At 36.4% G+C, this 23,239-nt stretch carries 22 protein-coding genes and 1 pseudogene; 10 read left to right on the forward strand and 13 right to left on the reverse strand.

What is annotated here, in order from left to right; all coding sequences use genetic code 11:
- Positions 1–185 precede the first annotated feature (185 nt).
- On the forward strand, positions 186–566 hold the full coding sequence (locus MKY30_RS21750) for a hypothetical protein (RefSeq protein WP_339282428.1): 381 nt from the start codon (positions 186–188) through the stop codon (positions 564–566).
- Positions 567–774: 208 nt separating this feature from the next.
- On the opposite strand, the gene lpdA is transcribed toward MKY30_RS21750, so the two are convergent.
- The 5 genes from lpdA to MKY30_RS21775 all read right to left on the reverse strand — a co-directional run bounded on the left by lpdA (position 775) and on the right by MKY30_RS21775 (position 6,793).
- Positions 775–2,181 carry a dihydrolipoyl dehydrogenase gene (gene lpdA, locus MKY30_RS21755; protein WP_147209667.1) on the reverse strand — a complete coding sequence of 469 codons (1,407 nt, stop codon included), beginning with the start codon at positions 2,179–2,181 and terminating at the stop codon, positions 775–777.
- Between the two features lie 3 nt (positions 2,182–2,184).
- Complete coding sequence (locus MKY30_RS21760) at positions 2,185–3,468, reverse strand: dihydrolipoamide acetyltransferase family protein (protein WP_147209668.1); 1,284 nt, start codon at positions 3,466–3,468, stop codon at positions 2,185–2,187.
- A 19-nt stretch (positions 3,469–3,487) separates the two neighbouring features.
- Entirely contained in the window at positions 3,488–4,465 is a 978-nt protein-coding gene (locus MKY30_RS21765) for an alpha-ketoacid dehydrogenase subunit beta (protein ID WP_147209669.1), read from the reverse strand.
- Positions 4,466–4,468: 3 nt separating this feature from the next.
- Positions 4,469–5,551, reverse strand: coding sequence for a pyruvate dehydrogenase (acetyl-transferring) E1 component subunit alpha (pdhA, locus tag MKY30_RS21770; RefSeq protein ID WP_147209670.1), 1,083 nt, complete (start codon positions 5,549–5,551; stop codon positions 4,469–4,471).
- Positions 5,552–6,109: 558 nt separating this feature from the next.
- A complete protein-coding gene (locus tag MKY30_RS21775; protein ID WP_246145070.1) occupies positions 6,110–6,793 on the reverse strand; it encodes a YkyA family protein in 684 nt (227 codons plus the stop codon).
- Positions 6,794–7,821: 1,028 nt separating this feature from the next.
- Here MKY30_RS21775 and def point away from each other — a divergent pair.
- The 4 genes from def to MKY30_RS21795 all read left to right on the forward strand — a co-directional run bounded on the left by def (position 7,822) and on the right by MKY30_RS21795 (position 11,513).
- Positions 7,822–8,373 carry a peptide deformylase gene (def, locus tag MKY30_RS21780; RefSeq protein ID WP_147211072.1) on the forward strand — a complete coding sequence of 184 codons (552 nt, stop codon included), beginning with the start codon at positions 7,822–7,824 and terminating at the stop codon, positions 8,371–8,373.
- A gap of 546 nt (positions 8,374–8,919) precedes the next feature.
- Positions 8,920–9,129 carry a DNA-dependent RNA polymerase subunit epsilon gene (locus MKY30_RS21785; protein ID WP_147211071.1) on the forward strand — a complete coding sequence of 70 codons (210 nt, stop codon included), beginning with the start codon at positions 8,920–8,922 and terminating at the stop codon, positions 9,127–9,129.
- A gap of 2 nt (positions 9,130–9,131) precedes the next feature.
- Complete coding sequence (gene rnjA, locus MKY30_RS21790; RefSeq protein WP_077601031.1) at positions 9,132–10,799, forward strand: ribonuclease J1; 1,668 nt, start codon at positions 9,132–9,134, stop codon at positions 10,797–10,799.
- 99 nt (positions 10,800–10,898) lie between these two features.
- Complete coding sequence (locus MKY30_RS21795) at positions 10,899–11,513, forward strand: methyltransferase (protein WP_147211069.1); 615 nt, start codon at positions 10,899–10,901, stop codon at positions 11,511–11,513.
- Between the two features lie 93 nt (positions 11,514–11,606).
- Here MKY30_RS21795 and MKY30_RS21800 read toward each other — a convergent pair whose 3' ends face one another.
- From MKY30_RS21800 to MKY30_RS21815, 4 genes are all read right to left on the reverse strand, one after another.
- Positions 11,607–12,269 carry a potassium channel family protein gene (locus MKY30_RS21800; protein ID WP_147211068.1) on the reverse strand — a complete coding sequence of 221 codons (663 nt, stop codon included), beginning with the start codon at positions 12,267–12,269 and terminating at the stop codon, positions 11,607–11,609.
- Between the two features lie 84 nt (positions 12,270–12,353).
- Complete coding sequence (locus tag MKY30_RS21805; protein WP_445667737.1) at positions 12,354–14,084, reverse strand: ABC transporter ATP-binding protein; 1,731 nt, start codon at positions 14,082–14,084, stop codon at positions 12,354–12,356.
- A gap of 116 nt (positions 14,085–14,200) precedes the next feature.
- Positions 14,201–15,949, reverse strand: coding sequence for an ABC transporter ATP-binding protein (locus tag MKY30_RS21810; RefSeq protein ID WP_341085367.1), 1,749 nt, complete (start codon positions 15,947–15,949; stop codon positions 14,201–14,203).
- Between the two features lie 243 nt (positions 15,950–16,192).
- Entirely contained in the window at positions 16,193–16,633 is a 441-nt protein-coding gene (locus MKY30_RS21815) for a TlpA family protein disulfide reductase (RefSeq protein WP_341085368.1), read from the reverse strand.
- A 123-nt stretch (positions 16,634–16,756) separates the two neighbouring features.
- Between MKY30_RS21815 and MKY30_RS21820 the strand changes: the two are divergent.
- Positions 16,757–16,969, forward strand: a pseudogene (locus MKY30_RS21820) (AraC family transcriptional regulator); the annotation flags it as partial.
- Positions 16,970–17,011: 42 nt separating this feature from the next.
- Positions 17,012–17,389: a VOC family protein gene (locus MKY30_RS21825; protein ID WP_147211064.1), complete on the forward strand. Its 378-nt coding sequence runs from the start codon at positions 17,012–17,014 to the stop codon at positions 17,387–17,389.
- 100 nt (positions 17,390–17,489) lie between these two features.
- Here the strand turns inward: MKY30_RS21825 and MKY30_RS21830 are convergent, their stop codons facing one another.
- From MKY30_RS21830 to cbpB, 3 genes are all read right to left on the reverse strand, one after another.
- Positions 17,490–18,608, reverse strand: coding sequence for an N-acetyldiaminopimelate deacetylase (locus MKY30_RS21830; protein ID WP_341085369.1), 1,119 nt, complete (start codon positions 18,606–18,608; stop codon positions 17,490–17,492).
- 16 nt (positions 18,609–18,624) lie between these two features.
- Entirely contained in the window at positions 18,625–19,332 is a 708-nt protein-coding gene (dapD, locus tag MKY30_RS21835; RefSeq protein WP_147211062.1) for a 2,3,4,5-tetrahydropyridine-2,6-dicarboxylate N-acetyltransferase, read from the reverse strand.
- 223 nt (positions 19,333–19,555) lie between these two features.
- The gene (cbpB, locus tag MKY30_RS21840; protein WP_147211061.1) at positions 19,556–20,005 is read right to left on the reverse strand and encodes a cyclic-di-AMP-binding protein CbpB; all 450 of its coding nucleotides are present in this window, start codon (positions 20,003–20,005) and stop codon (positions 19,556–19,558) included.
- Between the two features lie 405 nt (positions 20,006–20,410).
- Here cbpB and MKY30_RS21845 point away from each other — a divergent pair, with 405 nt between their 5' ends.
- The 3 genes from MKY30_RS21845 (at position 20,411) to MKY30_RS21855 (ending at position 22,731) form a co-directional block, all read left to right on the forward strand.
- Positions 20,411–21,256, forward strand: a complete 846-nt coding sequence (locus MKY30_RS21845) for a metallophosphoesterase (RefSeq protein ID WP_147211060.1) — start codon at positions 20,411–20,413, stop codon at positions 21,254–21,256.
- Between the two features lie 176 nt (positions 21,257–21,432).
- Positions 21,433–22,005, forward strand: a complete 573-nt coding sequence (locus MKY30_RS21850) for an SCO family protein (protein ID WP_147211059.1) — start codon at positions 21,433–21,435, stop codon at positions 22,003–22,005.
- Between the two features lie 255 nt (positions 22,006–22,260).
- Positions 22,261–22,731 (forward strand): YkyB family protein, encoded by a 471-nt coding sequence (locus tag MKY30_RS21855; RefSeq protein ID WP_147211058.1) that lies wholly within the window; start codon positions 22,261–22,263, stop codon positions 22,729–22,731.
- 125 nt (positions 22,732–22,856) lie between these two features.
- On the opposite strand, the gene MKY30_RS21860 is transcribed toward MKY30_RS21855, so the two are convergent.
- Positions 22,857–23,180 carry a hypothetical protein gene (locus tag MKY30_RS21860; RefSeq protein WP_156986019.1) on the reverse strand — a complete coding sequence of 108 codons (324 nt, stop codon included), beginning with the start codon at positions 23,178–23,180 and terminating at the stop codon, positions 22,857–22,859.
- Positions 23,181–23,239 lie beyond the last annotated feature (59 nt).

Consider the following 23,239-nt stretch of genomic DNA (forward strand, 5'->3'; position numbering starts at 1 on the left):
TCTATTTTTCATTACTTTTCTTTTAAAGTATTACACTTTACTACAATTGAATGTTACTCTAATATCATTTTCTTTACTATTTTATAACATCTGCAAATTCATAAAATATATTTGTTAAGCTATGTATATCGTATGAAAATAAAAAAGTAGATACTTGTTTTATTTTCTGGAAGAGGTGGCATAGAATGAAGAAATTCAGTATCATTCTACTATTATTTACGATCATCCCTATATTAAATAGTTGCCAATCGGAAGAGGACATACAAGTAATCGAATTTCAATTTACGGATTATCAGGTTATATATGTACCTCCAGATGACGATAATGATAGCTATATGAATACATTTATTGACTTGAAGGCAAAGTATCCTAAAGAGCTTTCCAGTCCCGAAAAGCGTACAATGGATAATCAGGATTTACCTTCGGATTATACCTTAAGTACAAATAGTTTTTACTTACTTAAAGATGAATCAGTTGTTTTTTCAGTTGAAAATGCAATGTCACGCGGCCAAATCATGGATACATTAGAGTCTATTGTAGATACAAGCAATCAAATCGTATATTAAATACTTGCTAATGAAAAAAACATTAGAAGAAGTTATAATATGATAAAAAGGTATCAGCTTCTGTTTAAACATTTGCAGTAGCTGATACCTTTTTTATCCATCATCTGTATCATATTGTACGAGATTAAATTTAATACTTACTTGTAATCAGATAAAAAAAGACATGCCGGGCAGATTTACCCGATACATGTCTTTTTGGTTTAGGAACTTACATTGTGTGGATCGGTGTACCTAATCCAACTTCTGCAGCTTCCATTGTAATTTCACCTAAAGTTGGGTGAGCATGGATAGTTAATGCAATATCTTCTGCTGTCATACCAGCTTCAATAGCCAGTCCGATTTCAGAAATCATATCACTCGCATTTGGACCTGCGATTTGTCCGCCGATAATAAGACCGTCTTCTTTGCGGGTAACTAATTTCACAAAGCCTTCTGACGTATTTAATGATAATGCACGTCCATTTGCAGCAAATGGGAATTTCGCTGCTTTTACATCATAACCTGCATCTTTAGCAGCTTGTTCAGAAAGACCAACAGTTGCTAATTCAGGTTCAGTAAATGCTACTGCCGGGATAGCATTGTAATCAATGGCCACTTTCTCACCACTAATTGCTTCCGCTGCGATCTTAGCTTCATAAGATGCTTTGTGAGCAAGAGCCGGACCAGGAACAATATCACCAATTGCAAAGATGTTGCTTACAGAAGTTCTTCCTTGATTATCCACTTTGATCAAGCCTCTGTCATCTTTTTCAACGCCAATTTGTTCTAATCCAAGTTCTTCTGTATTAGGACGGCGTCCTACTGTAACAAGTACGTAATCTGCTTCAATTACTTCCTCTTTGCCATTTGCTTCATAAGTAACTTTTACGCCGTCTTTTGTTTCTTCTGCACCTTTAGCCATTGCTTCTGTAACAATTTTAGCGCCTTTTTTATCCAAAGCTTTTTTAACAACCTGTGTCATTTGTTTTTCAAATCCGCCAAGAATATCTTTCGCGCCCTCTAAGAAGGTTACTTCTGTGCCAAAGTTCGCATAAGCTGTACCAAGCTCTGTTCCAACATAACCAGAACCGATAACAACTAATTTTTTAGGAACTTCAGGTAAGTTCAATGCACCTGTAGAATCCAATACTCTTTCAGAGAACTTGAAAGAAGGAATTTCAATCGGTGAAGAACCAGTACCAAGAATACAGTTGTTAAATTTATAAGTTTGAGAGCTTTTTTCATCAGCAACTTTTACAGTATGCTCATCAACGAAGTAAGCTTCCCCTTTTACAATGTCAACTTTATTTCCTTTTAATAGTCCTTTAACACCAGAAGTAAGTTTGTTTACAACAGAGCCTTTCCATTCTTGTACTTTAGAAAAGTCAAGATTTACTTTTTCTGTTGTAATACCTAAATCTTCGGAGCCTTTAGCATTCTGATATTTATGCCCTGCTTCAATAAGTGCTTTAGAAGGAATACATCCAACGTTTAAACAAACGCCGCCCAATTCACCTTTGTCAACAATTGTAACCTTTTGTCCCAGCTGTGCTGCACGAATTGCTGCAACATAGCCTCCTGGACCAGCACCAACGACAAGTGTATCTACTTCTACCGGGAAATCTCCTACTACCATGACTTACGCCTCCATCATAATTAATTGTGGGTCATTCAATAAACGTTTGATTTGGTTCAATGCATTTTGAGCAGTTGCACCATCAACGATACGATGATCAAAGCTTAGTGATACAGCAAGAACTGGAGCCACTACGATTTCACCATCACGAACGACAGGTTTTTCTGCAATACGACCAATTCCAAGAATAGCAGCTTCAGGGTAGTTTAATACTGGAGTAAACCATTGACCTCCCGCTGAACCAATATTGGAAATCGTATTGGAAGCACCTTTCATTTCGTCTGGTTTTAGTTTACCATCTCTAGCTTTAACTGCCAATTCATTAATTTCGCTGGAGATTTGGAAGATAGATTTTTTATCTGCATCCTTCACAACAGGAACTAAAAGTCCACGATCTGTATCTGCAGCAATTCCGATATTGTAGTAATGTTTTTGTACAATTTCTTCTGTTTCCTCATCAATGTAAGAGTTAAAGATCGGGAATTTCTTAGTTGCAGAAACCAATGCTTTAACTACATAAGGTAAGTAAGTTAACTTAATTTCCTGTTCTGCAGCAACAGCTTTGAATTTCTTACGGTGTGCTACTAATTCTGTTACATCCACTTCATCCATCAATGTTACGTGTGGAGCTTTAGATTTAGAGTTAACCATAGATTTTGCAATTGCTTTACGCATTGCAGTCATTTTTTCACGTGTTTCTGGATACTGACCTTGTGGAGCAGCTGTTGTATTTTCAGATGTTGCAGTTTCTTTCGTTTCTCCAGCTTCTGCAGCATCAGAAGAAGCTTTAGGCTGATCTCCACTTAAGAAGCTTTCCACATCTTCTTTTGTAATACGGCCGTTTTTACCAGAACCCTGTACGTCTTTAATATTCACATCATTTTCACGTGCGAATTTACGGACAGAAGGCATCGCAATGACACGTTTATCATCAGAAGATTCATCTGCAGCTTCTGATTCTTGTGCAGCATTGTCATTTGTTTTTTCTTCTTTAGATTCAGAAGAAGTATCTTCAGATTTTGTTTCTTCCTCTTCTTCATCGTCATATCCTTCAGCATCGAATGAAATCAATGTATCACCTACAATTGCAACTTCACCTTCTGCTACGTGGATTTTAGTAACTGTTCCATCAACTTGAGACGGAATTTCAACGACAGATTTGTCATTTTGAATTTCACAAAGCACGTCGTCTTCTTTTACTTCATCGCCTTCTTTAACAAACCATTTAACAAGTTCGCCTTCGTGAATTCCTTCACCAATATCAGGTAATTTAAAATTAAATGCCATGAATTTGTCCTCCTAAAATTTAGAAATTAATTACTTCGTTTACTCTTTCAACAATATCTTTATGATCAGGTAACCAAACTTCTTCTGCATCAGAAAATGCATAAACTGTGTCTGGTGCAGTAACACGAAGAATAGGAGCTTCTAAATGTAAAATTGCTCTTTCTTGGACTTCAGAAATAACTTGTCCAGCAATACCAGCTTGACGTTGTGCTTCTTGAACAAATACAACGCGATTTGTTTTCTTAACTGATTTTAAGATAGTTTCATAATCAACTGGAGAAACTGTACGTAAGTCAATTACTTCAGCAGAAATACCATCTTTTTCTAATTCTTCAGCTGCTTTTAATGAAGAATGAACCATTGCTCCATAAGCAAGTAATGTTACATCAGATCCTTCACGTTTTACATCAGCTTTTCCAATTTCTACTGTATAAGCATCTTCTGGAACTTCGCCGCGGAAAGAACGGTATAATTTCATATGCTCTAAGAATACAACCGGATCATTATCACGAATTGCAGAGATTAATAATCCTTTTGCTTCATATGGTGTAGAAGGAATAACTACTTTTACACCTGGTTGTTGAGCGATAAGTCCTTCTAAGGAATCTGCGTGTAATTCAGGTGTATGAACTCCGCCGCCAAATGGAGCACGGACAGTAATCGGTGCATTATAATGACCGCCAGAGCGATAACGCAAACGAGCCATTTGACCACTGATTGAATCCATTACCTCATAAACGAAGCCGAAAAATTGGATTTCCGGAACCGGGCGAAATCCTTCCATTGCTAAACCGATGGCTAAACCGCCAATTCCTGATTCAGCAAGCGGTGTATCAAATACACGATCTTCGCCGAATTCATCTTGAAGACCTTCCGTAGCACGGAAAACTCCACCATTTTGTCCAACATCTTCACCAAATACAAGCACGTTTTCGTCATTTTTCAATTCTACGCGCATTGCATCAGTGATTGCTTGAATCATTGTCATTTGTGCCATGATTTATTTCGACTCCTTTGCTTCGTAGATTTCTTTTTGCTCCTGTAAGTGAGTTGGAAGCTCTTCGTACATATGATTAATTAAATCTGTAACTTTTTGTTTTGGTTGTTGTTCAGCTTGTTTGATTGCTTTTTTAATATCTTCTTTCGCTTCTTCAATTACTTTGTTTTCATCTTCTTCAGACCAAAGTTTTTTACCTTCAAGGTATTTACGGAAACGAACTAGTGGATCTTTTTGTTCCCACTCTTTATCTAATTCTTCAGTACGGTAACGTGTAGGATCATCACCGGACATGGTATGTGGTCCAAAACGATAAGTTAATGTTTCAATTAATGTAGGCCCTTCACCAGCAACTGCACGTTCACGGGCAAACTTTGTTGCAGCATAAACTGCTAAAACGTCCATGCCGTCTACTTGAATTCCTTCAATTCCAGCTGCAACAGCTTTTTGAGCTAATGTTTTTGCATTCGTTTGTTTTTCTACTGGAACAGAGATAGCAAAACGGTTATTTTGCACAACAAAAATTGCAGGAGCTTTATATGCACCAGCATTGTTTATTCCTTCATAAAAATCACCTTGAGAAGTACCACCGTCACCAGTATAAGTGATTGCTACATTTTTCTTGCCGCGTTTTTTCAAACCAAGAGCAACACCAGCTGTTTGAACATACTGTGCACCGATAATGATTTGTGGACTTAACGCTCTTACTTCATCCGGGTATTGATTCCCGTGAAAATGCCCTTTTGAGAATAAGAAAGCTTGATATAACGGAAGTCCTTGCCAAATTAGCTGTGGAACATCACGATACCCTGGTAAAATAAAGTCATCCTGCTCTAATGCAAATTGACTGCCTAACTGAGAAGCCTCTTGACCTGCTGTTGGTGCGTAGAAACCTAAACGTCCCTGACGATTAAGTGCAATGGAACGTTGGTCAAGTATACGAGTATACACCATACGTCTCATTAACTCCTTCAATTCATCATCTGATAAATCAGGGAGATCATTTTTGTTTACAACTTTTCCATTTTCATCTAGAACTTGGAACATTTCGAATTGGTTTTCAATATTTTCAAGTACCTGTTTCAAAATGATTCACCTCTTCCTTTCTTATATCAAAATTAAGTATTCTTTATCTATTCTACCCTTAAACAATAAAAATTACATACTAAAATCATTTACTCTGATATAGGATTTCCTAATCTGTGCTATTTTATCATTACTGTTCTAAAAGGACGAGCAATAGAAAGTAATACAATTTTTATCCTCTCTTATCTTAGCTCATTTTTTTATGATGGTCAATCACTTTGCTTCTTGTATTTTTAATATATTTCCCAAGGACTTTCCCTCCATCATTCTTCTAAGTTTAAACTGTATTACTAAATAAAAAAACTGTATTAGTTTTGTCCCGAAACTTAACAAGCTGCTTCTCAAAAATATTTTTTGCATTATGGAAAAGCCCACCTGTGTTATTATTTAGAGCTCTGTTTCATAAGAAAAGCCAAGAAAAGCAATCGGTCTTTAAAACAATGGTGTTCTTACCAAGGAGGTGCCCGCTCCAACATTTTTATTTATATACTTTCTTATTCTTTAAGAAAGACACCCTATACCGTTGTTGCAACGGTATAGGGTGTCTTATCATTTTACTTATTCATCTGTTTCCGTTTCTGCTGCATCTTCATAGCTCACATTCAGATTAGAGGCTTCATAAAATGCACGTTTTGCATCGTTGTACTCTGCTGTTAATTGATTAAATTCTTCGTTAAACGAAATAATTGTTTCATAATTTTCATTTAGTGCTTCTAAATGGTTGGTTACTTCTTCTTGTTCAAGCTCTTCTAACTGCAGCATTTCATATAATTCTTTTTCCTGTTCTACTGAAGTTTGGTAGGTATCATTTAAATCATAATATGCTGCATACCGGTTTGTCATAATTTCAAACATTTCTTCTGCATCCTGCTTTAGGTTTTCATCCTCTAAATCTGTAATAATAGATTCGACCTGGACAAACTCCTCCTCTGATGCTTCTATACTTTCTCTTTCTTCACCGAGCTTTTCCTGTTTTTGATCAGAAATAGAAATTGCATTCTGCGACAATTCTTGAATTTGGTCAAATTGCTCCATATCAAGATCCACAATTTGATTAAATATTTCCTTTTCTTGCAATTCAAGTTCTTCAATTTCTCCCTGCATCGTTTCGTAATCTTCTTCTAAATTAATTGCTTCTTCTAAATGGTCATGTATTTTTTCTTCAGAAGATTTACTACTGCATGCCGTAACTAACAATAAAGATGAAATAATGATTGCAAACATATAAATCTTTTTTGACACAAAAAAACCTCCAATATGTACATTTCTTTTTTTACTTCATAGCTGTTCATTCAAATCCTTCGACCTTGAGACTATACATGAATAAAATTGTAACATACTCACTAAGAGTCAGGGAAGAAAAGAGTAAAAGCTTTTACATCTCCTTCTCCTATTTTATAATATGAAATATCCTTAATTCAAATATGTGTTACTATAAGCAACAGACTTGTCTAACGTAAATTTTTAATGTGTTATAAACTCAACTTTCGCACTTTAAAAAGAAACTTCCTATCCATAGGAACAGGGGTTGATCATCTCTTCCATATATCTGTTGACAAAGATAGAAGGTAAAGTGTAAAGCGACCGCTGCGGCGGACCGTTTTGCTTTCCTAGGGGCACGCTCTTCAGCTAACTTTTGCCAAGAAGATCACTTGGCAAAAGTGGATCTTCAGATGGTGCTAATCCCTCAGGAGTCAAAACGGTCCGCCTCCGCTAACAGGGTATTCTATACTGAAATAACTGAACAAAAAAAGGCAGATCTGACAGAACAAATTTTTCGTGTTGCATGGTAAACATGCTCAGCAATCCTTGTTTTTGGTGTATGAAAGCTATTTTTGATATGAATTATTCCTGCTGTCATGATTTGAACTGCTAAACACCATTTGAAACACCAGCATGATTGTTTATTTAGGCTAAAAAGCGATGATTTCATCTTACTTCATCAGGATATTATTTCTTCCATGCGCTGTAGAATCCTATTAGAGCGCAGGCCAACCACGTAGACTCCTATGGGAACAGGGCGAGCTGAAGATCCACTTGAAAAGCGGGTTTCTTTTCAAGTTAGCTGAAGCCGTCCCCATGGAAAGCGGAGTGGTTGGCCGGAGCGGAAGCTATACACAATAACCTGTTCAAAATATAAAAAGATAAGTTAACTAAAAGCAAGTATGTTAATAGAGACCATGTACATCTTGGAACAGCAAGGTTAGTGTGTTTATTCTTAGGTGCGAAAGTTGAGTTATAAAGATAAATCTATAAAAGGAGTTATAAACATGATAACAATGAATGATATTGTCAGAGAAGGACACCCTTCTTTAACTAAAAAAGCAGCAAAGGTCAATGTTCCATTATCAGTAGATGATAAACAGTTATTAGAAGACATGCTTCAATTCTTGAAAAACAGTCAAGATGAAGAAATTGCCGAAAAGTATAATTTAAGAGCCGGAGTAGGTCTGGCAGCACCACAGCTAGGTGTAGAAAAACAATTGATTGCACTGCACTTTGAAGATAGTAAGGGAAAAAAATACAGTATGGGATTAGCCAACCCTAAAATTATCAGCCATTCTGTAGAGCAGTCATATTTACAAAATGGAGAAGGATGTTTATCTGTTGACCGTGTTATAGAAGGATATGTTCCAAGACATGCCCGTATTACAATAACCGCAACAGATATTAATGATAATCCTGTTAAGCTCAGATTGAAAGATTATCCAGCTGTTGTATTCCAGCATGAAATCGATCATTTAAATGGTGTTATGTTTTTTGACCGGATTAATGAGGACAATCCATTCGCAATTCCGGATAATGCAATTGAGATAAGCTAAGCTGACACATATCTAATGTGATATTTCTTTTCAAAATTGTATAATTTTGTTGATTTGGACGATGATAAATATAGTTTATACGATTCGATCAGACGTTTAGTTTTATAACGTCAAAAGTACGTCTTTCAAGGATAGGGCCTATAAAAAAAGCGTATTTATCCGCTCAATAAAAGATGGGCAAACTCGAGTTTTTCTAATTATTTATCGTTTTTTATTTAATTCTTTCCAATTTCGTACTATACTATAGATAAGAGGATTGGACGGTAGAGTGGTTAAATTTGCTTTTCTAAATTATCGGAAGGAGAAGTGAGTCCTTATGCTGAAACGTCTTAAAGAGAAACTCAAAAAACGTTTAAAGGATTTACTGGGCAAAGAGGGGCGTGTACCAACTACTAATAAATAATTAAACCGCCAAACAATAAATTTTAACGGAAAAAGCCATTTTTCAGGTGAGCTGACGGAAACTTACCTTTTATAACGGAATATAACACATCTAAATAATAACCCTAATGAAATAAAGTTTGTAAATTTTAAAGGAGAGATGAAATGATTTTTAAAGTATTATATCAGGCATCACAAGATCAAGTGCCTGTAAGAGAACGCACGGAGAGCCTTTATGTAGAAGCGCAATCCGTAAGAGAAGCAAGATCAAAAATTAGTGACCGTAACATTAACATTGAGTACATTCAAGTATTAGATGAGGCACATCTCGAATACGAAAAAAGTACTGGCAAGTTCGAATTGGAGAATGTATAACAATGAAGTTTGTAAAAAATGATCAGACTGCTGTATTTGCCCTTGGCGGACTTGGGGAAATCGGCAAAAATACGTATGCAGTTCAATTCCAAGACGAAATCATCCTTATTGATGCAGGAATTAAATTCCCGGAGGATGAGCTTCTTGGTATTGATTATGTAATCCCGGACTACACCTATCTTGTACAAAACCAAGATAAAATTAAAGGTCTTTTTGTTACACACGGTCACGAAGATCACATTGGTGGAATCCCGTTTTTATTAAAACAAATTAATGTGCCAATTTATGCTGGAAAGTTAGCAATCGGTTTAATCCGTAATAAACTGGAAGAACATGGCTTATTGCGCAGTACAAAGCTAATTTCCATTCAAGAAGATGATGTTATTAAATTCCGTAAGACTTCCGTAAGCTTTTTCCGCACGACACACAGTATTCCAGATTCATTTGGGGTCGTTGTAAAGACGCCGCCTGGAAATATTGTGCATACAGGTGATTTCAAATTTGACTTTACCCCTGTCGGCGAACCTGCAAACCTTTCTAAAATGGCTCAAATTGGCGAAGAAGGGGTATTATGCCTTCTATCCGATAGTACGAATAGTGAAGTACCTGGATTTACAATGTCTGAAAGCGTTGTTGGCGAAAGCATCCAAGATATATTCAGCCGTGTTGATGGCAGACTGATATTTGCTACATTTGCGTCTAATATCTATCGATTACAGCAAGTTGTTGAAGCAGCCGTTAAGCATAACCGTAAAGTGGCTGTCTTTGGAAGAAGTATGGAATCCGCGATAAACATCGGTCTGGATTTGGGTTATATCCAAGCTCCAAAAGATACGTTTATTGAAGGAAACCAAATTAATCGTCTTCCAGCAAATGAAGTAACGATCCTCTGTACTGGTTCACAAGGCGAATCAATGGCAGCACTTTCTCGAATTGCCAATGGAACGCATCGTCAAATTCAATTAATTCCTGGAGATACGGTTGTATTTTCATCATCACCAATCCCTGGTAATACTGTCAGTGTAAGCAGAACAATTAATAAGCTGTATCGTGCAGGAGCAGATGTTATTCATGGAAAACTGAGTAATATCCATACATCCGGTCACGGAAGTCAAGAAGAGCAAAAGCTTATGTTACGCTTAATTAAACCAAAATATTTTATGCCGATTCATGGTGAATACCGTATGTTAAAAGAACATACAAAATTAGCTGAATTATGCGGGGTTGAAGAAAATCATTCCTTTATCATGGATAATGGTGATGTATTGGCTCTTGGAAAAGAACAAGCTTCAATCGCAGGCAAAATCCCATCTGGCTCAATTTATGTAGATGGAAGCGGCATTGGCGATATCGGAAATATTGTTCTTAGAGACCGCCGAATTCTTTCTGAAGAAGGTTTGGTTATTGTCGTTGTCAGTATTAATATGAAAGAATTTAAAATTGAAGCAGGTCCAGATATTATTTCTCGCGGCTTTGTTTATATGCGTGAATCTGAAGACCTTATCAATGATGCACAAAAGCTTGTTGCCAAGCATTTAGAAAAAGTAATGGAACGACGGACAACACAGTGGTCAGAAATAAAAAATGAAATTACAGATACGATTGCTCCGTTCCTATATGAAAAAACGAAGCGTCGTCCAATGGTATTACCAATCATTATGGAAATTTAAATAACTAAAGCTTCATTCTCCCGGACAGATTACCAGGAGAATGAAGCTTTCTTTAAATGAGTCAAATATTGCTGTCTATTTTAGAAAGAGGTACAGACAATGAAAGATAAATACTATGATAAGCTGCTAAATATTTATACCATGGAGAACAAGAAAACAGTATACCCCGAGTCACATCACTACAACCCTTATGAGCCTACTCCATATAGTGCTTTGGAAAAATTAACTAAAGCTTATCCCTTTGATAAGCAGGACTCGGTTATTGACTTTGGCTGTGGGAAAGGACGTTTACCTTTTTACCTTCATTATTTTCAGCATTTATCTGTCACTGGAATTGAAATGGATTCAAATTTTTTTAATGATGCCGAATACAATTTACAAGCATATAAGCAATTATTAAGTTCTGAAAATAACAAAGCTGACATTCGATTTATCTGTTGCTTGGCAGAAGAATATAAAATTGCCGCAAAAGATAATCGTTTTTACTTTTTTAACCCATTTTCTATTCAAATTTTCAAGCGTGTTATTTCCAATATTCAAGAGTCTGTAGAAAATACACCACGAGAAGTCGATGTTATCTTATATTATCCGCATAGTACTTATATTCATTTTCTAGAGCACTACAGTCCATTCGAGCTATTACTGGAAATAAAACTAAAAGCTTATTGGTTGAATGCAGATGAGCGAATCGTTATCTACCGCTTGAATAATTAAATTTTTGAACTACATATATTTTACAAACTAGAATCTGTCTCTCTAAGATTTATTAAAAAAGAACCTTTCGTCTAATGGAAGGTTCTTTTATTTTCAGTCAAAAATATAGGCTTTTTCAAACCGGTTTATATCATAATCTGCTCCTATAATAATAAGTATATCCCCTTCTTTTAAAGGTTTGTCCGCTTCAGGGGATACATCAATTTCCGTACCACTTTTTATTGCAACAATATTGCATCCGAACTTCGCACGGACATCAAGTGAGATTAAAGTCTTTCCAATCATTTTCTTACCGGCAATCACCTCTACAATACTGTATTCATTGGAAAGCTCCAGATACTCTAAAATATTATTTGAAATAAAGCTGTGCGCCAATCTTTTTCCCATATCCCGTTCTGGATGAACAACATGATGGACACCAATCCTATTTAATATCTTATCATGATAATCATTCTGAGCTTTGACAGTAATTCTCTTTATATCCAAATCAGTTAATATCACTGCTGTCAGAATACTTGCTTGGATATTTTCACCGATAGCAACGATAACATGATCGAAATTTGTAATACCTATTTCTTTCAAGGCATCTTCATCCGTTGCATCGAGCACCACAGAATGATAAGCGATATTTTTATATTCATTTACTTTAGCTTCATCAGAATCAATTGCCAGGACATGCATTCCTTTCTCGCTCAGCTCCTTACAAATGCTGCCTCCAAATCTGCCTAAACCAATTACTGCAAAATCCTTTCTCATAAGAAACCTCCATTCTTCTGTTCCTTATATTAACATAAAGCATAAAAGAAAGGGAGCAGTTCAACCATCTGCTCCCCGCCTATACTATATTGCATCCAGCATTGTAAACTGTGATTTTACAAGATCATAATATTTTCCATGCTGCTGCATTAACTCCTGATGGCTTCCATACTCTAAAACCTTACCTTGCTCCAGAACATAGATACAGTCTGCTTCCCTTATGGTAGACAGACGATGCGCAATAATAATGGAAGTTCTTCCTTTTAATAATCGTTTCAATGCCTTTTGAATTTTCACTTCAGATTCTGTATCAATACTTGCTGTTGCTTCATCCAATATAATAATACTTGGATTTGCCAGCAAGGCTCTTGCAAAAGATAACAATTGTCTTTCTCCAGCAGATAGAATATTTCCCCGCTCTTCTACTTCTGTCTCATAATCATTCGCTAAACGGCTGATAAAACTATCTGCACCGACAACTTTTGCTGCTTCTTTTACTTCTTCATCCGTTGCATCCGGCCGTCCAAAACGAATATTTTCCATGATTGTTCCTGAAAAAATAAACGTATCCTGAAGGACGACACTGATTCGTTGTCTTAAGCTGTCTAACGTGACATCACGCAGGTCATGGCCATCGACTTTTACCGCACCAGATGTGGGATCATAGAAGCGGCTTATCAGATTTGCAATGGTAGATTTACCGCTTCCTGTATGCCCAACTAGAGCAATCGTCTGCCCAGCCTGAATATCCAGGGAAATTTTCTTTAAAGCTAAACGATCCGCATTATATGCAAATTCCACTTCATCGAATTCAATTCTTCCATCCATTTTTTTAATTTCATAAGCATTTTCTTTTTCAGCAACATTAGGCTGCTCATCCAGGAATTCAAAAATACGTTCTGATGACGCCATTGCCATTAAAAGCTGATTGTACATCTGTCCCAGCCTGGAAATAGGCTCCCAGAACATCCCCAGGAAAAAGGCAAAGGAAATAAAAGTTCCCAATTCAATTGTTCCATTAAGAATTAAATAAGAGCCAAAGGCAATTAGTATGATGGTTCCTGCTGCATCACAGATATCCACAAGCGGTCTGAAAAATGCACTTTTCTTCGCCGCATCACGGAAGCTGTTAAAATAGCCGCTGTTCACTCCATCAAAGAATTCCGCATTTTCTTTTTCCTGTGAGAAGGATTGGGTAATACGCATACCTTGAAGTCCTTCATTTAAATGCGAATTCATTCTGGATTGCTGCAGACGGACCATTTGCCAGGAACGTCTTATTTTCCTTCTTAATGTAGTAGATATAATAAACATCAGCGGAATAACGATGACAACAGCCAATGCTAAAGGCGGACTCATTATGAAAAGAATAATAATAATTCCACTTAACATTAAAATATCCATCAATAGATTAATAATTCCATTTGTAAACAGCTCTTGCAGGGAGTTGATATCATTTAAAATCCGTACAAGTATTGATCCCGCTGAACGAGTATCAAAAAAACGGTGGGAAAGTCTCTGTACATGGGAAAACAGCTTTTGTCTTAAATCATAAATAACATTCTGCCCTAGTATATTAACCCACTTTATCCGAAAACGATTGGCAATAAAACTGATCATATAAAGAATAGCAATACCTATAACGAGATAGACTAAAAGATTTGTATCACTGCGTGCAATTGCTATATCTACAGCTACTTTACCAATTAAAATAGGTATGGCTAACCTGACAGCTGTAGCAATAACCATCGCAATAATTGCGCCAGGCAGATATGTTTTTGAATATGGCTTTAAAAACTGAAGTAATCTCCACATCTGCTTCCAGTTAAACGGCTTCTCAATTGCCTGGTCTATCGTATAATGAAATCGCTCTAAATGCTTGCTTTGTTTTTTAGCTTCTTTTACTTTCGCCAAGATTTCTCCACCTCCCTTTAATGGACCACACTCATTATTTCTTCACGGTCCTGGTATTGGATATTATAAATACGTTCATAAGGGCCATTATTTTTTAATAAGAAATCATGTGTACCCCGTTCGACAATCTCTCCGTCCTCCAGCACTAAAATTTCATCAGCATGCTTTAAAGAGGAAATACGATGCGCAATAATAAAGGATGTTCTGTTTTTCATCACTTCCCGCAAAGCCTTTTGAATCTTATGCTCTGTCTGCATATCAACAGCAGATGTCGCATCATCTAAAACAAGAATACTCGGGTCGATACAAATTGCACGGGCAATTGCTATCCGCTGTTTCTGCCCTCCAGACAGACCCATTCCCCTCTCTCCGAGAAGCGTATCATATCCATTCGGAAGCTCCATGATAAAATCATGTGCTTGAGCCATTTTTGCCGCAGCTATAATATCTTCATCTTTAATTCCAGGTGTGCCATAAGAAATATTTTCTTTAATTGTTGTTGAGAACAGGAATGGCTCCTGCAAAACAAACCCGATTTGGCTTCGGAGACTTTTCAGCTTATAATCTGAAACAGGGTGTCCGTCAACCAGAACTTCTCCTTCCTCAGGCTCATAGAACCGTGTAAGCAGTTGTGTAATACTTGTTTTCCCGGAACCAGTTGCACCAATTAAACCAATCGTTTTGCCAGGTGGGGCATCGAAGCTGATATTCTTTAACGCTTCATCATCATCCTCAATATACGTTAACGTGACATTCTTAAATGTTACATGACCTTGAATCTCTTTATCGATGGCATCAGGCTTTTCTTCGATGTCCTCATGCGCTTCCAGAATCTCCAGCAGCCGCTCTCCGGATGCTTTTGCCTGAGAAAATTGATTAATGATAAATCCTAAGTTCATAAGTGGTCCCATAATAAACCAGACAAGGCTGAAAAATGCCATTAATTCTCCTGTTGTCATGGAGCCGTTTATTACAAAAAAACCACCGAACGCTAATAAAACAACTGCGCTAACATTTCCGATAAATTCCATTACCGGGAAATACTTTGCCCATAAACCTGAAGTAAACAAATATTTTTGCCGATAATTATCATTACTTGCAGAAAATCTGCCAATCTCGAAATCTTCTCTTGATAATGACTTAACCGTGTTCATCCCGCTTATATTTTCCTGTACCCTGGTGTTTAATCTTCCAAAGGAACGTCTAATGCTCCGAAAGGCCGGATGAACCTGCTTATCAAATTTATAAACAACAAATGCCAGAAATGGCATTGCAGCCATTGTTATAAGTGCTAGAGGAATAGAATAATAAAACATAACTGAAATACTTATCAGCATTAAAGAAACAACTCGAATTAATTCTGCAAAACCGACAGAAAGGAAGAAACGGAAACCTTCCACATCTGCAGTCAGCCGGGACATAATATCCCCTGTTTTTGCATTATCATAATACTTGAATGCAAGCGCCTGCAGCTTATCATATAACGATTCACGCAGCTTATATACAGCAGTCATTCCAAATAAATCACCCAGATACTGAAAGAAAAAAGTGGACACCCCTTTTATCATCATTAAGCCTAAAAAGGCACCACAGATATAAGGAATCAATCCATATCTCTGTTCAGCAACTACTTCATCAATTGTAATTTGAAGTATAATTGGATAAACTACTGTAATAACTGTCACGATAAGCATACCAATAATTGACCAAATAAAGTATTTCTTATACGGCCAATAAAAACGCTTTAATTTTTTAAAAATATTCAAAATTTATTCCCCCTTTCACTTTTCCGTAATAACTAATATAACGGTTTCCGAAATAAATTTCTACTGTTTTGCGCTATTTTTTGAAAATTATTTTAAAAAAGTTTTTTTCCATCAAAATACCTAGTTTAAGAGATAAACACCTCTAATTGTTCTGAATAATTCGTTTATTATCCATATCCTTGAAACTCTTTTTACTGCCACAACAAAAAAACTCCATTCTATAAAGAACAGAGAGATTTTTTCTTACTTTTCGTTTAATAAACGCTTTAAACGCTGCTCTATTAAATTTGTAGAAGATTTACCGCTTTGCTTAAACCGGAGTCTTTCCTGTTTATCAAATAAATACAAAGCAGGTACATAGCGGAACTGAAATAAAGCTGCGAGCCGGTCATCTATATCATCTAAAGAAACAGCATCAAAGTGCAGCTGATTCAGCTTATTCTTTATTTCTGATAAGCTTACCTGCTCCCTATCTAAATAAATATGAATTAAAATTGGAACAACTCTCTTTGACTTAATTTCCGGAACCTCAGCCAGCTGTTTTAAAAAATTACTACAGGATGAACAGCTTACGGACCAAAAAATAACAAGAACTGGTCTTCCGCTTGATAATAAAAGAGATCGGTTGCTGCCAGGTAAGGCTTTGATTTTGGATAAGTCAGGAAGAATATCATAAATCTGCATGATGTCACTCCTTATTTTTTACTCTTTAACTGATATATGACGAAGGAGAAAAATCTATGTATTTGTTTTTATTATACTCAATTTTCTTTATAATACAGACAAAAAGCATATGGAGATTTTATCATGACTCAAACTCGTTCAAGAGATTTCGTTCTTCATGCAAAAAGTCCTCAATTCTACTGGGAAGGTACTGGACAGTTATCCATTAAAACATTTTCTAATGGTAAAGTCTTTTACAGAAAAAACAAAGGATTTTTCGCTGTTGAAAATAACAGATACCTGCTTCTTAATGAAGGTGCATATACCATCAGCATTGATGAAGCTGTTTCAGTTGAATTAAAATAGTCTTAAATTTATTGTTAAGGGAGAGATAATTATATGCAGGCAGATACTATTCAACACATTGGACAAATTGGTGTACCAATTAAAAATTTACAAAGAGCCATACTCTTTTATCAAGAAAAATTAGGGCTGTCCCTTTTATTTAGTACAGATAGTATGGCTTTCTTTGATTGTGACCGCCTAAGGATTATGTTGACGCTTCCTGAAAAAGAAGCATTTGCCCATCCGAGCTCCGTTATTTATTTTCAAGTAGATGATATTCAAAGAGCATATCAACAGCTTAAAAAAAAGCAAGTAATTTTTATTGATGAACCACATATGATTACGAAAATAGGAAATATAGAAACATGGATGGTGTTTTTCAGCGATACAGAAAACAATACTCATGCACTCATGAGTGAAGTGAAAATTTAATTTAGAAAAGAAAAATTTTGAGCGGATAAAAAAAGACTTTCTTTAAAATAACAAGAAAGTCTTTTTATCCTTTATAATGAAATCTATTTTCCGCAAACAATTAATCGAATGATCGAATAAATCTTTCTACTGCTTCTGCACCAACAGAAAGTGCAGCTTCATTCGGAGCCAGCTTCGCGTGATGTAGTCCGTATGGCGACTCTACTCCAAGCCAGAACATAAATCCTGGGATTACTTTTAACATATCTCCAAAATCTTCTCCAGTCATTGCTGCAGAAGCCTGGACATATTCAATGTCTGAACCTGCTAAGGATTCTTGAAACAGCTCTACATATTTTCCATCATTCACTACTTGGTAATAGTTAGATCCATAATCTACATTTATCTCACAATCATATGCTATTTCGAAGCCTTTAATCAGCTTTTCCAGTTTTTCTTTCACCAATAGAATAGAAGAAGCTTCTGTTGTACGGATGGTTCCTTCCAACCGCGCTGTTTCTGCTATAGCATTTTGTACAAATCCACTTTCCATTTTCCCAATCGTAATAACAGAGCCGTCTAAAGGATTCAGCCCTCTGGAAACAATTTGCTGCAGCTGTACAACAAAGTTACTTGCTGCCACTGTCATATCCTTTGTTAAATGCGGATAAGCAGCATGTCCGCCGAGACCTTTAAAATCAATAAATAACTCACTTGTATTCGCGAATAAAAGTCCCGGTTTTGAAGACACTTTGCCGACTGATAAATTAGGAGCAATATGCAGTGCAAAAATAGTGTCCGGTTTCCAATCAAGAAATTCCTTTGATTCAATCATTGGCTTTGCACCGCCCGGGCCTTCTTCTGCCGGCTGAAAAATAAATAGAACATTATCTTTTACAGGCTGTGCAATCAGTCTGCTGAGAGCTGCCAAAGCAATAGTCATATGGAAATCATGTCCACAAGCATGCATTTTCCCCGGATGTGTGGAGGAGAAGTCAAAACCTGTGTCTTCTAAAATCGGAAGCCCGTCTATATCTGTCCGGAAACCGATCCGCTTTGATGGATTGGTTCCAGATACATGTACTAAAATACCTGTCCGCCAAGTTTTGATGTCAACCCGATCTGTCGCCATCTCCCGAATCTTCTCAAGCAAATACCTTTGCGTTTTCTCCTCTTTGAAGCCTAATTCAGGAATTTGATGGAGCTCCCTGCGGACAGTTTGCAAATCAAATGCTGTCATATCCTATTCATCTGCCTTAATTATCTAATTTACGAAGCTCTTGTTTAATTTCAGTTTTAGATTTAGTCTGCTCGTCAATTTCCTTTAACACACGTGCAGGCGTCCCACCTACTAATGTGTTTGGTTCTACATCCTTTGTAACAATAGCTCCTGCTGCTACAATAGAGCCTTTCCCGATAGTAATTCCTTCAAGTACTACAACATTTGCTCCAATAACAACATCATCTTCTACAATAACCGGTTTTGCAGAAGGGGGCTCAATAACACCAGCTAATACAGTACCGGCTCCAATATGACAGTTCTTTCCAACTGTAGCTCTTCCGCCAAGAACAGCGTTCATATCAATCATTGTTCCTTCACCGATTACAGCACCAATATTAATGGATGCACCCATCATAATAACGACGCCATCACCGATTTCTACCTGGTCACGAATAATTGCGCCTGGCTCGATACGTGCATTGATATTTTTTAGGTCCAGCATTGGAATCGCAGAATTACGGCGATCATTTTCTGTAACATAGTCTTCAATAATAGATTCATTTTCTTTTAGGAATGCTTCTATTGCTTTCCACTCGCCAAATAATGTACCGCTTTTTGCATCTACAAATGCTTTAATCCCGTCTTGCTCAGGAAGCTTGTCTAAATTTCCTTTCAAATACACTTTTACCGGGGTACTTTTCTTGCTATTAGAAATAAACTGTATAATTTCATTTGCATCCATAGTTAACTATTCCTCCATTTTTATAATCTCTTTATTACTTTAGCAGACGCTACCTTCAACGGCAACTAATATAATGCACTTATGTAAATAGAAAAGTCTGCTATCTTTTAAATAGGCTTTATCCCGCTGAAAGAGAAGTCTGCTTCTTAAAATTATACATAATAAAAAACCTCCATAATGCAGAATAAAGCGATTGTTCTTCCACATCATGGAGGTTTTATAATTATTTTTTATATGCATTCATATAGATATCCTTCTTCATTTGCTTTAATATGGCTCTTCTTGTCAGGATACCATCAAAATAACCATCTGCATCTACTAAACAAACAAACGGATGATCAATCGAAGCATTTAGACCGTCTAATAGATTATTTTCCCTTGTTAAGGTCGGCACGTCACTGGCCATTACATCCATTACCCGGATTTCTGACAGGCGATCCATTTCAAAGCTTTCTATCCCCAGCACTTCATTAAGAATAGCTGTTTTACCAATAATCCCCGAAAATTTATAAGCTGAATCAAGTACCGGAACTGCTGTATAACCGGATTTCATTAATACCAGTAATGCGTGTTCTAAAGGATTATTGAGCTGGACATGTGCCACCTTCTCAGCAGGTATAAGTACTTCACTTAACTTAATATCTGCCAACTGCTTATCTTGCGTTGCACTCACCTTATTTGCCCCCTTTTTTCATATAAACATTCGTATTTGCAAATTAATGATTCTTTTTAACATATCTGAAATTCTGTGAACAATTATCTATATATTACTTTTCTTGTATATCTGCTTCATATGAGCGTAACAAAGCCCATGTGCTTTATACCCTAAAACATTTATACATAAACTTCCAAATTAAATTATATTTCATTTTTATTTTATTCATACACACATTACCAGTTTAACACACTTCTGCTATTCTCTCACGATTATTGCATCAGCAAGTTCCTAAAGTGCCAGGATCTGGTTCCTTTTAACGTTCTCTAATCTTCTTATGTAAATTAATGATTTTCCAAATGAAAAAAGCGCTCTATCCGTGCTATAATTTTTATAACAGGTTATCAGAAAGGAAATTATATAATGAATCGCAGAACATTTTTAAAAAGGTCTCTAGGAAGCTTGTTAACATTACTGGGTTTAAGTGGCGGCACTTATTTTTATGCTCGTGAGATTGAACCATCTTTACTGACAATTACGGAAGAATCAATTACTTCTCCGCAAATCCCCGCAGCTTTTAATCAATTTAAAATTGTCCAATTTTCCGATACACATTTAGGTTTTCATTATGACTTAGAACAGTTGGAATCACTTGTATCAAAAATTAACAATCTGAAGCCTGATTTAATTCTGTTTACAGGAGACCTGGTTGATGAACCCAATAATTATCATTGGAATAATAAGCTCATCCAATTATTGCAGCAGTTAGAAGCTCCAGAAGGAAAGTTTTGGATTTATGGAAACCATGATCATGGAGGCTATGGAACAGAAATTTTATATGAAACATTTGAAGCAGCCAATTTTACATTGCTGCAAAATAGTGCATCCCGTATCCAGCGTGAAGATGCATCCTTCGTATTAGCAGGGATTGATGATGCTATGCTCGGTGATCCAGATATTAGTCAAGCTCTAGAAGAACGTACAGATTCTGACTTCACCATTCTTCTTGCACATGAGCCTGATCTCGCAGACGTAGTGAAGAATTACCCAGTGGATATTCAATTATCAGGACATAGTCATGGAGGACAGGTTCGTCTGCCATTTATCGGTGATCTATATACCCCTGCATATGCTGAAAAATATGTACAGGGAAAATATACTATTTCAGATAAATTGACGCTATATGTGAACAGTGGAATTGGAACAACCCGTTTACCATATCGGTTTTTATGCAGACCGGAGCTGCATGTATTTACACTTCATTCCTGATACAATTTTTAAAGACAGCAATTTCATAAAATAATGCAGCGAATCTTTGGTTCTTTTTATTAGCACTGTTTGAAGCAAGCCCTTAAATGTCATAATTCCTTCATAGGAGATGGTTTCTCAACATTTTATCCAATGCTATAATGAGTATAAGTATAATTGGGAAAGGATTTAATGATATGAGACGCTACTTAGTACTTATTGGTTTATTTTTTCTATTGGCAGGGTGTGGGCGAAGTTATGCTATTGAAACAACCATGTCAGAACAGGTTCCCGATTTTGAATACACAACGCAGGATAAGGAACAGCTTTCTTTGAGTGATTTAGAGGGAGATTGGTGGATTGCTGACTTCATTTTTACCAATTGCACAACAGTTTGTATGCCGATGACTCAAAATATGGCTCACCTGCAGTCCATGATGGAGGAAGAAGGGATTGATGCACAAATTGTTTCTTTTAGCGTAGATCCAGATTATGATACACCAGAAGTGTTAAAGGAGTACGCCTCTCATTATGATGCAAACTTTGATAACTGGTCTTTCGTAACGGGCTATGACTTTGAAACTATCCGTGAATTTTCCATTAAACATTTTAAGAATTTCGTTCAAGCCCCGGCAGATGGGGATGATCAAGTTATCCATGGAACCTCCTTTTTCTTAGTCAGCCCAGAAGGAGAGGTCGTCAAGAATTATGATGGTGTTGAAATGAAAAATATGGAGACCATCCTGGCTGATTTAAAAAAAGTAAATTAGACAACTCTGCTGTTACAATTGAAAGCAGCTCTTCCCGAGATCAGAAAGATTATAGTTCATTTGTTCAGCTAAAAGACCGCATCTCTATGAATGCGGTCTTTTCCTTTTCTTCTTTTCAAACTTTATCACGCGCAAAAACAAGCTCATTTGTTCGCATTTATTTTGATATAGTATTGAAATTGTATAAAGTTTAAGGTAGAGTAATAATTGAAATAAATTGATTTAAATCCTTTTTTAAAAGGGAGAGACTTGAAAATGAAACATGAAGTTGAGGTTCAAAAGATAGCACAAGCTTTATTTGTAATCAATAAGCATGCTAAAACAGCTCCTGAACCGAAGCAATTATATCAACTAAAAAAACAAGCTATCGAACAATTATTAAAAGAGAAGAGAGCTTTTAAAAAAGGGCTGCATTTTTCTAACCATCCAAGGCTTAGTAATCAGCATTCTACTGTACTTATTAAAGTTGGAGACTATTGTTTCCATATTCCTCCTGCAAAAGAGGATTTAAAACAGCTGGAGCATTTAGGTGCATTAGATCAAGCCTACCGAAATCCCCCGGTAAAAATGTCTTTATCTCAAGCAAAGCGGCTCATTTGCCAATATATTAACTGGAAACCGGAAAAATCAAAGTCCACATCGCCCAAGAAGCAGCGCTCAAGCTATTACGTCCCTTCCTCACTTGGCAAAATGGATTGGCCGCCTGTACGTTCTAAAAAGAAATAAGGAAATATCAGCCTCAGACGTTTACTACAGATTGCAAGAAATTAGGTAATGAGAGCTGTCTTCCTTATGTACAGGCTTTGTATCCAGTTTAAATAGGTGCCATCTATCTGACCTGCCGCGTATATTTATTTTCTTTTTAATAAAAATTGATGCAGCAATGGAAGCACAGCTAAGCTGATTCCTAAAAAAGCCAGACTTTGCATTGCTGCCTTTAAAAATTGCCACGCATTTCTTTCCTGAAGGACAGCTAAAATAACTGTTAAACTAATTATAATGGTGCTCGCACCAATGTAAGACAGAAACCGCAACATTTGTTTTTTTATCGCCCATTTATATATTTTTTTCACTATATAGTAGACTGCTGCAGTGCATAGAAGCATCATGCCGAGATAAACATAAACAGCATTAATTCCAATATTTCCTATAGATACAATACCTGATAACGACATGTTCTCACCCTTCTTCCAGTTTTCACTTCTATCTAGTTTAGTCACTGCTGATTTTTTTA

The sequence above is a fragment of the Oceanobacillus sp. FSL W8-0428 genome (assembly GCF_038004405.1).
Classification (GTDB): Bacteria; Bacillota; Bacilli; order Bacillales; family Amphibacillaceae; genus Oceanobacillus; species Oceanobacillus sojae.

What these genes read in the sequence shown, in the direction of transcription:
- MKY30_RS21750 (WP_339282428.1), top strand. Translation starts at nt 186, where the DNA reads ATGAAGAAATTCAGTATCATTCTACTATTATTTACGATCATCCCTATA.
- lpdA (WP_147209667.1), bottom strand. Translation starts at nt 2,181, where the DNA reads ATGGTAGTAGGAGATTTCCCGGTAGAAGTAGATACACTTGTCGTTGGT.
- MKY30_RS21760 (WP_147209668.1), bottom strand. Translation starts at nt 3,468, where the DNA reads ATGGCATTTAATTTTAAATTACCTGATATTGGTGAAGGAATTCACGAA.
- MKY30_RS21765 (WP_147209669.1), bottom strand. Translation starts at nt 4,465, where the DNA reads ATGGCACAAATGACAATGATTCAAGCAATCACTGATGCAATGCGCGTA.
- def (WP_147211072.1), top strand. Translation starts at nt 7,822, where the DNA reads ATGATAACAATGAATGATATTGTCAGAGAAGGACACCCTTCTTTAACT.
- MKY30_RS21785 (WP_147211071.1), top strand. Translation starts at nt 8,920, where the DNA reads ATGATTTTTAAAGTATTATATCAGGCATCACAAGATCAAGTGCCTGTA.
- rnjA (WP_077601031.1), top strand. Translation starts at nt 9,132, where the DNA reads ATGAAGTTTGTAAAAAATGATCAGACTGCTGTATTTGCCCTTGGCGGA.
- MKY30_RS21795 (WP_147211069.1), top strand. Translation starts at nt 10,899, where the DNA reads ATGAAAGATAAATACTATGATAAGCTGCTAAATATTTATACCATGGAG.
- MKY30_RS21800 (WP_147211068.1), bottom strand. Translation starts at nt 12,269, where the DNA reads ATGAGAAAGGATTTTGCAGTAATTGGTTTAGGCAGATTTGGAGGCAGC.
- MKY30_RS21805 (WP_445667737.1), bottom strand. Translation starts at nt 14,084, where the DNA reads ATGTGGAGATTACTTCAGTTTTTAAAGCCATATTCAAAAACATATCTG.
- MKY30_RS21815 (WP_341085368.1), bottom strand. Translation starts at nt 16,633, where the DNA reads ATGCAGATTTATGATATTCTTCCTGACTTATCCAAAATCAAAGCCTTA.
- MKY30_RS21825 (WP_147211064.1), top strand. Translation starts at nt 17,012, where the DNA reads ATGCAGGCAGATACTATTCAACACATTGGACAAATTGGTGTACCAATT.
- MKY30_RS21830 (WP_341085369.1), bottom strand. Translation starts at nt 18,608, where the DNA reads ATGACAGCATTTGATTTGCAAACTGTCCGCAGGGAGCTCCATCAAATT.
- dapD (WP_147211062.1), bottom strand. Translation starts at nt 19,332, where the DNA reads ATGGATGCAAATGAAATTATACAGTTTATTTCTAATAGCAAGAAAAGT.
- MKY30_RS21845 (WP_147211060.1), top strand. Translation starts at nt 20,411, where the DNA reads ATGAATCGCAGAACATTTTTAAAAAGGTCTCTAGGAAGCTTGTTAACA.
- MKY30_RS21850 (WP_147211059.1), top strand. Translation starts at nt 21,433, where the DNA reads ATGAGACGCTACTTAGTACTTATTGGTTTATTTTTTCTATTGGCAGGG.
- MKY30_RS21855 (WP_147211058.1), top strand. Translation starts at nt 22,261, where the DNA reads ATGAAACATGAAGTTGAGGTTCAAAAGATAGCACAAGCTTTATTTGTA.
- MKY30_RS21860 (WP_156986019.1), bottom strand. Translation starts at nt 23,180, where the DNA reads ATGTCGTTATCAGGTATTGTATCTATAGGAAATATTGGAATTAATGCT.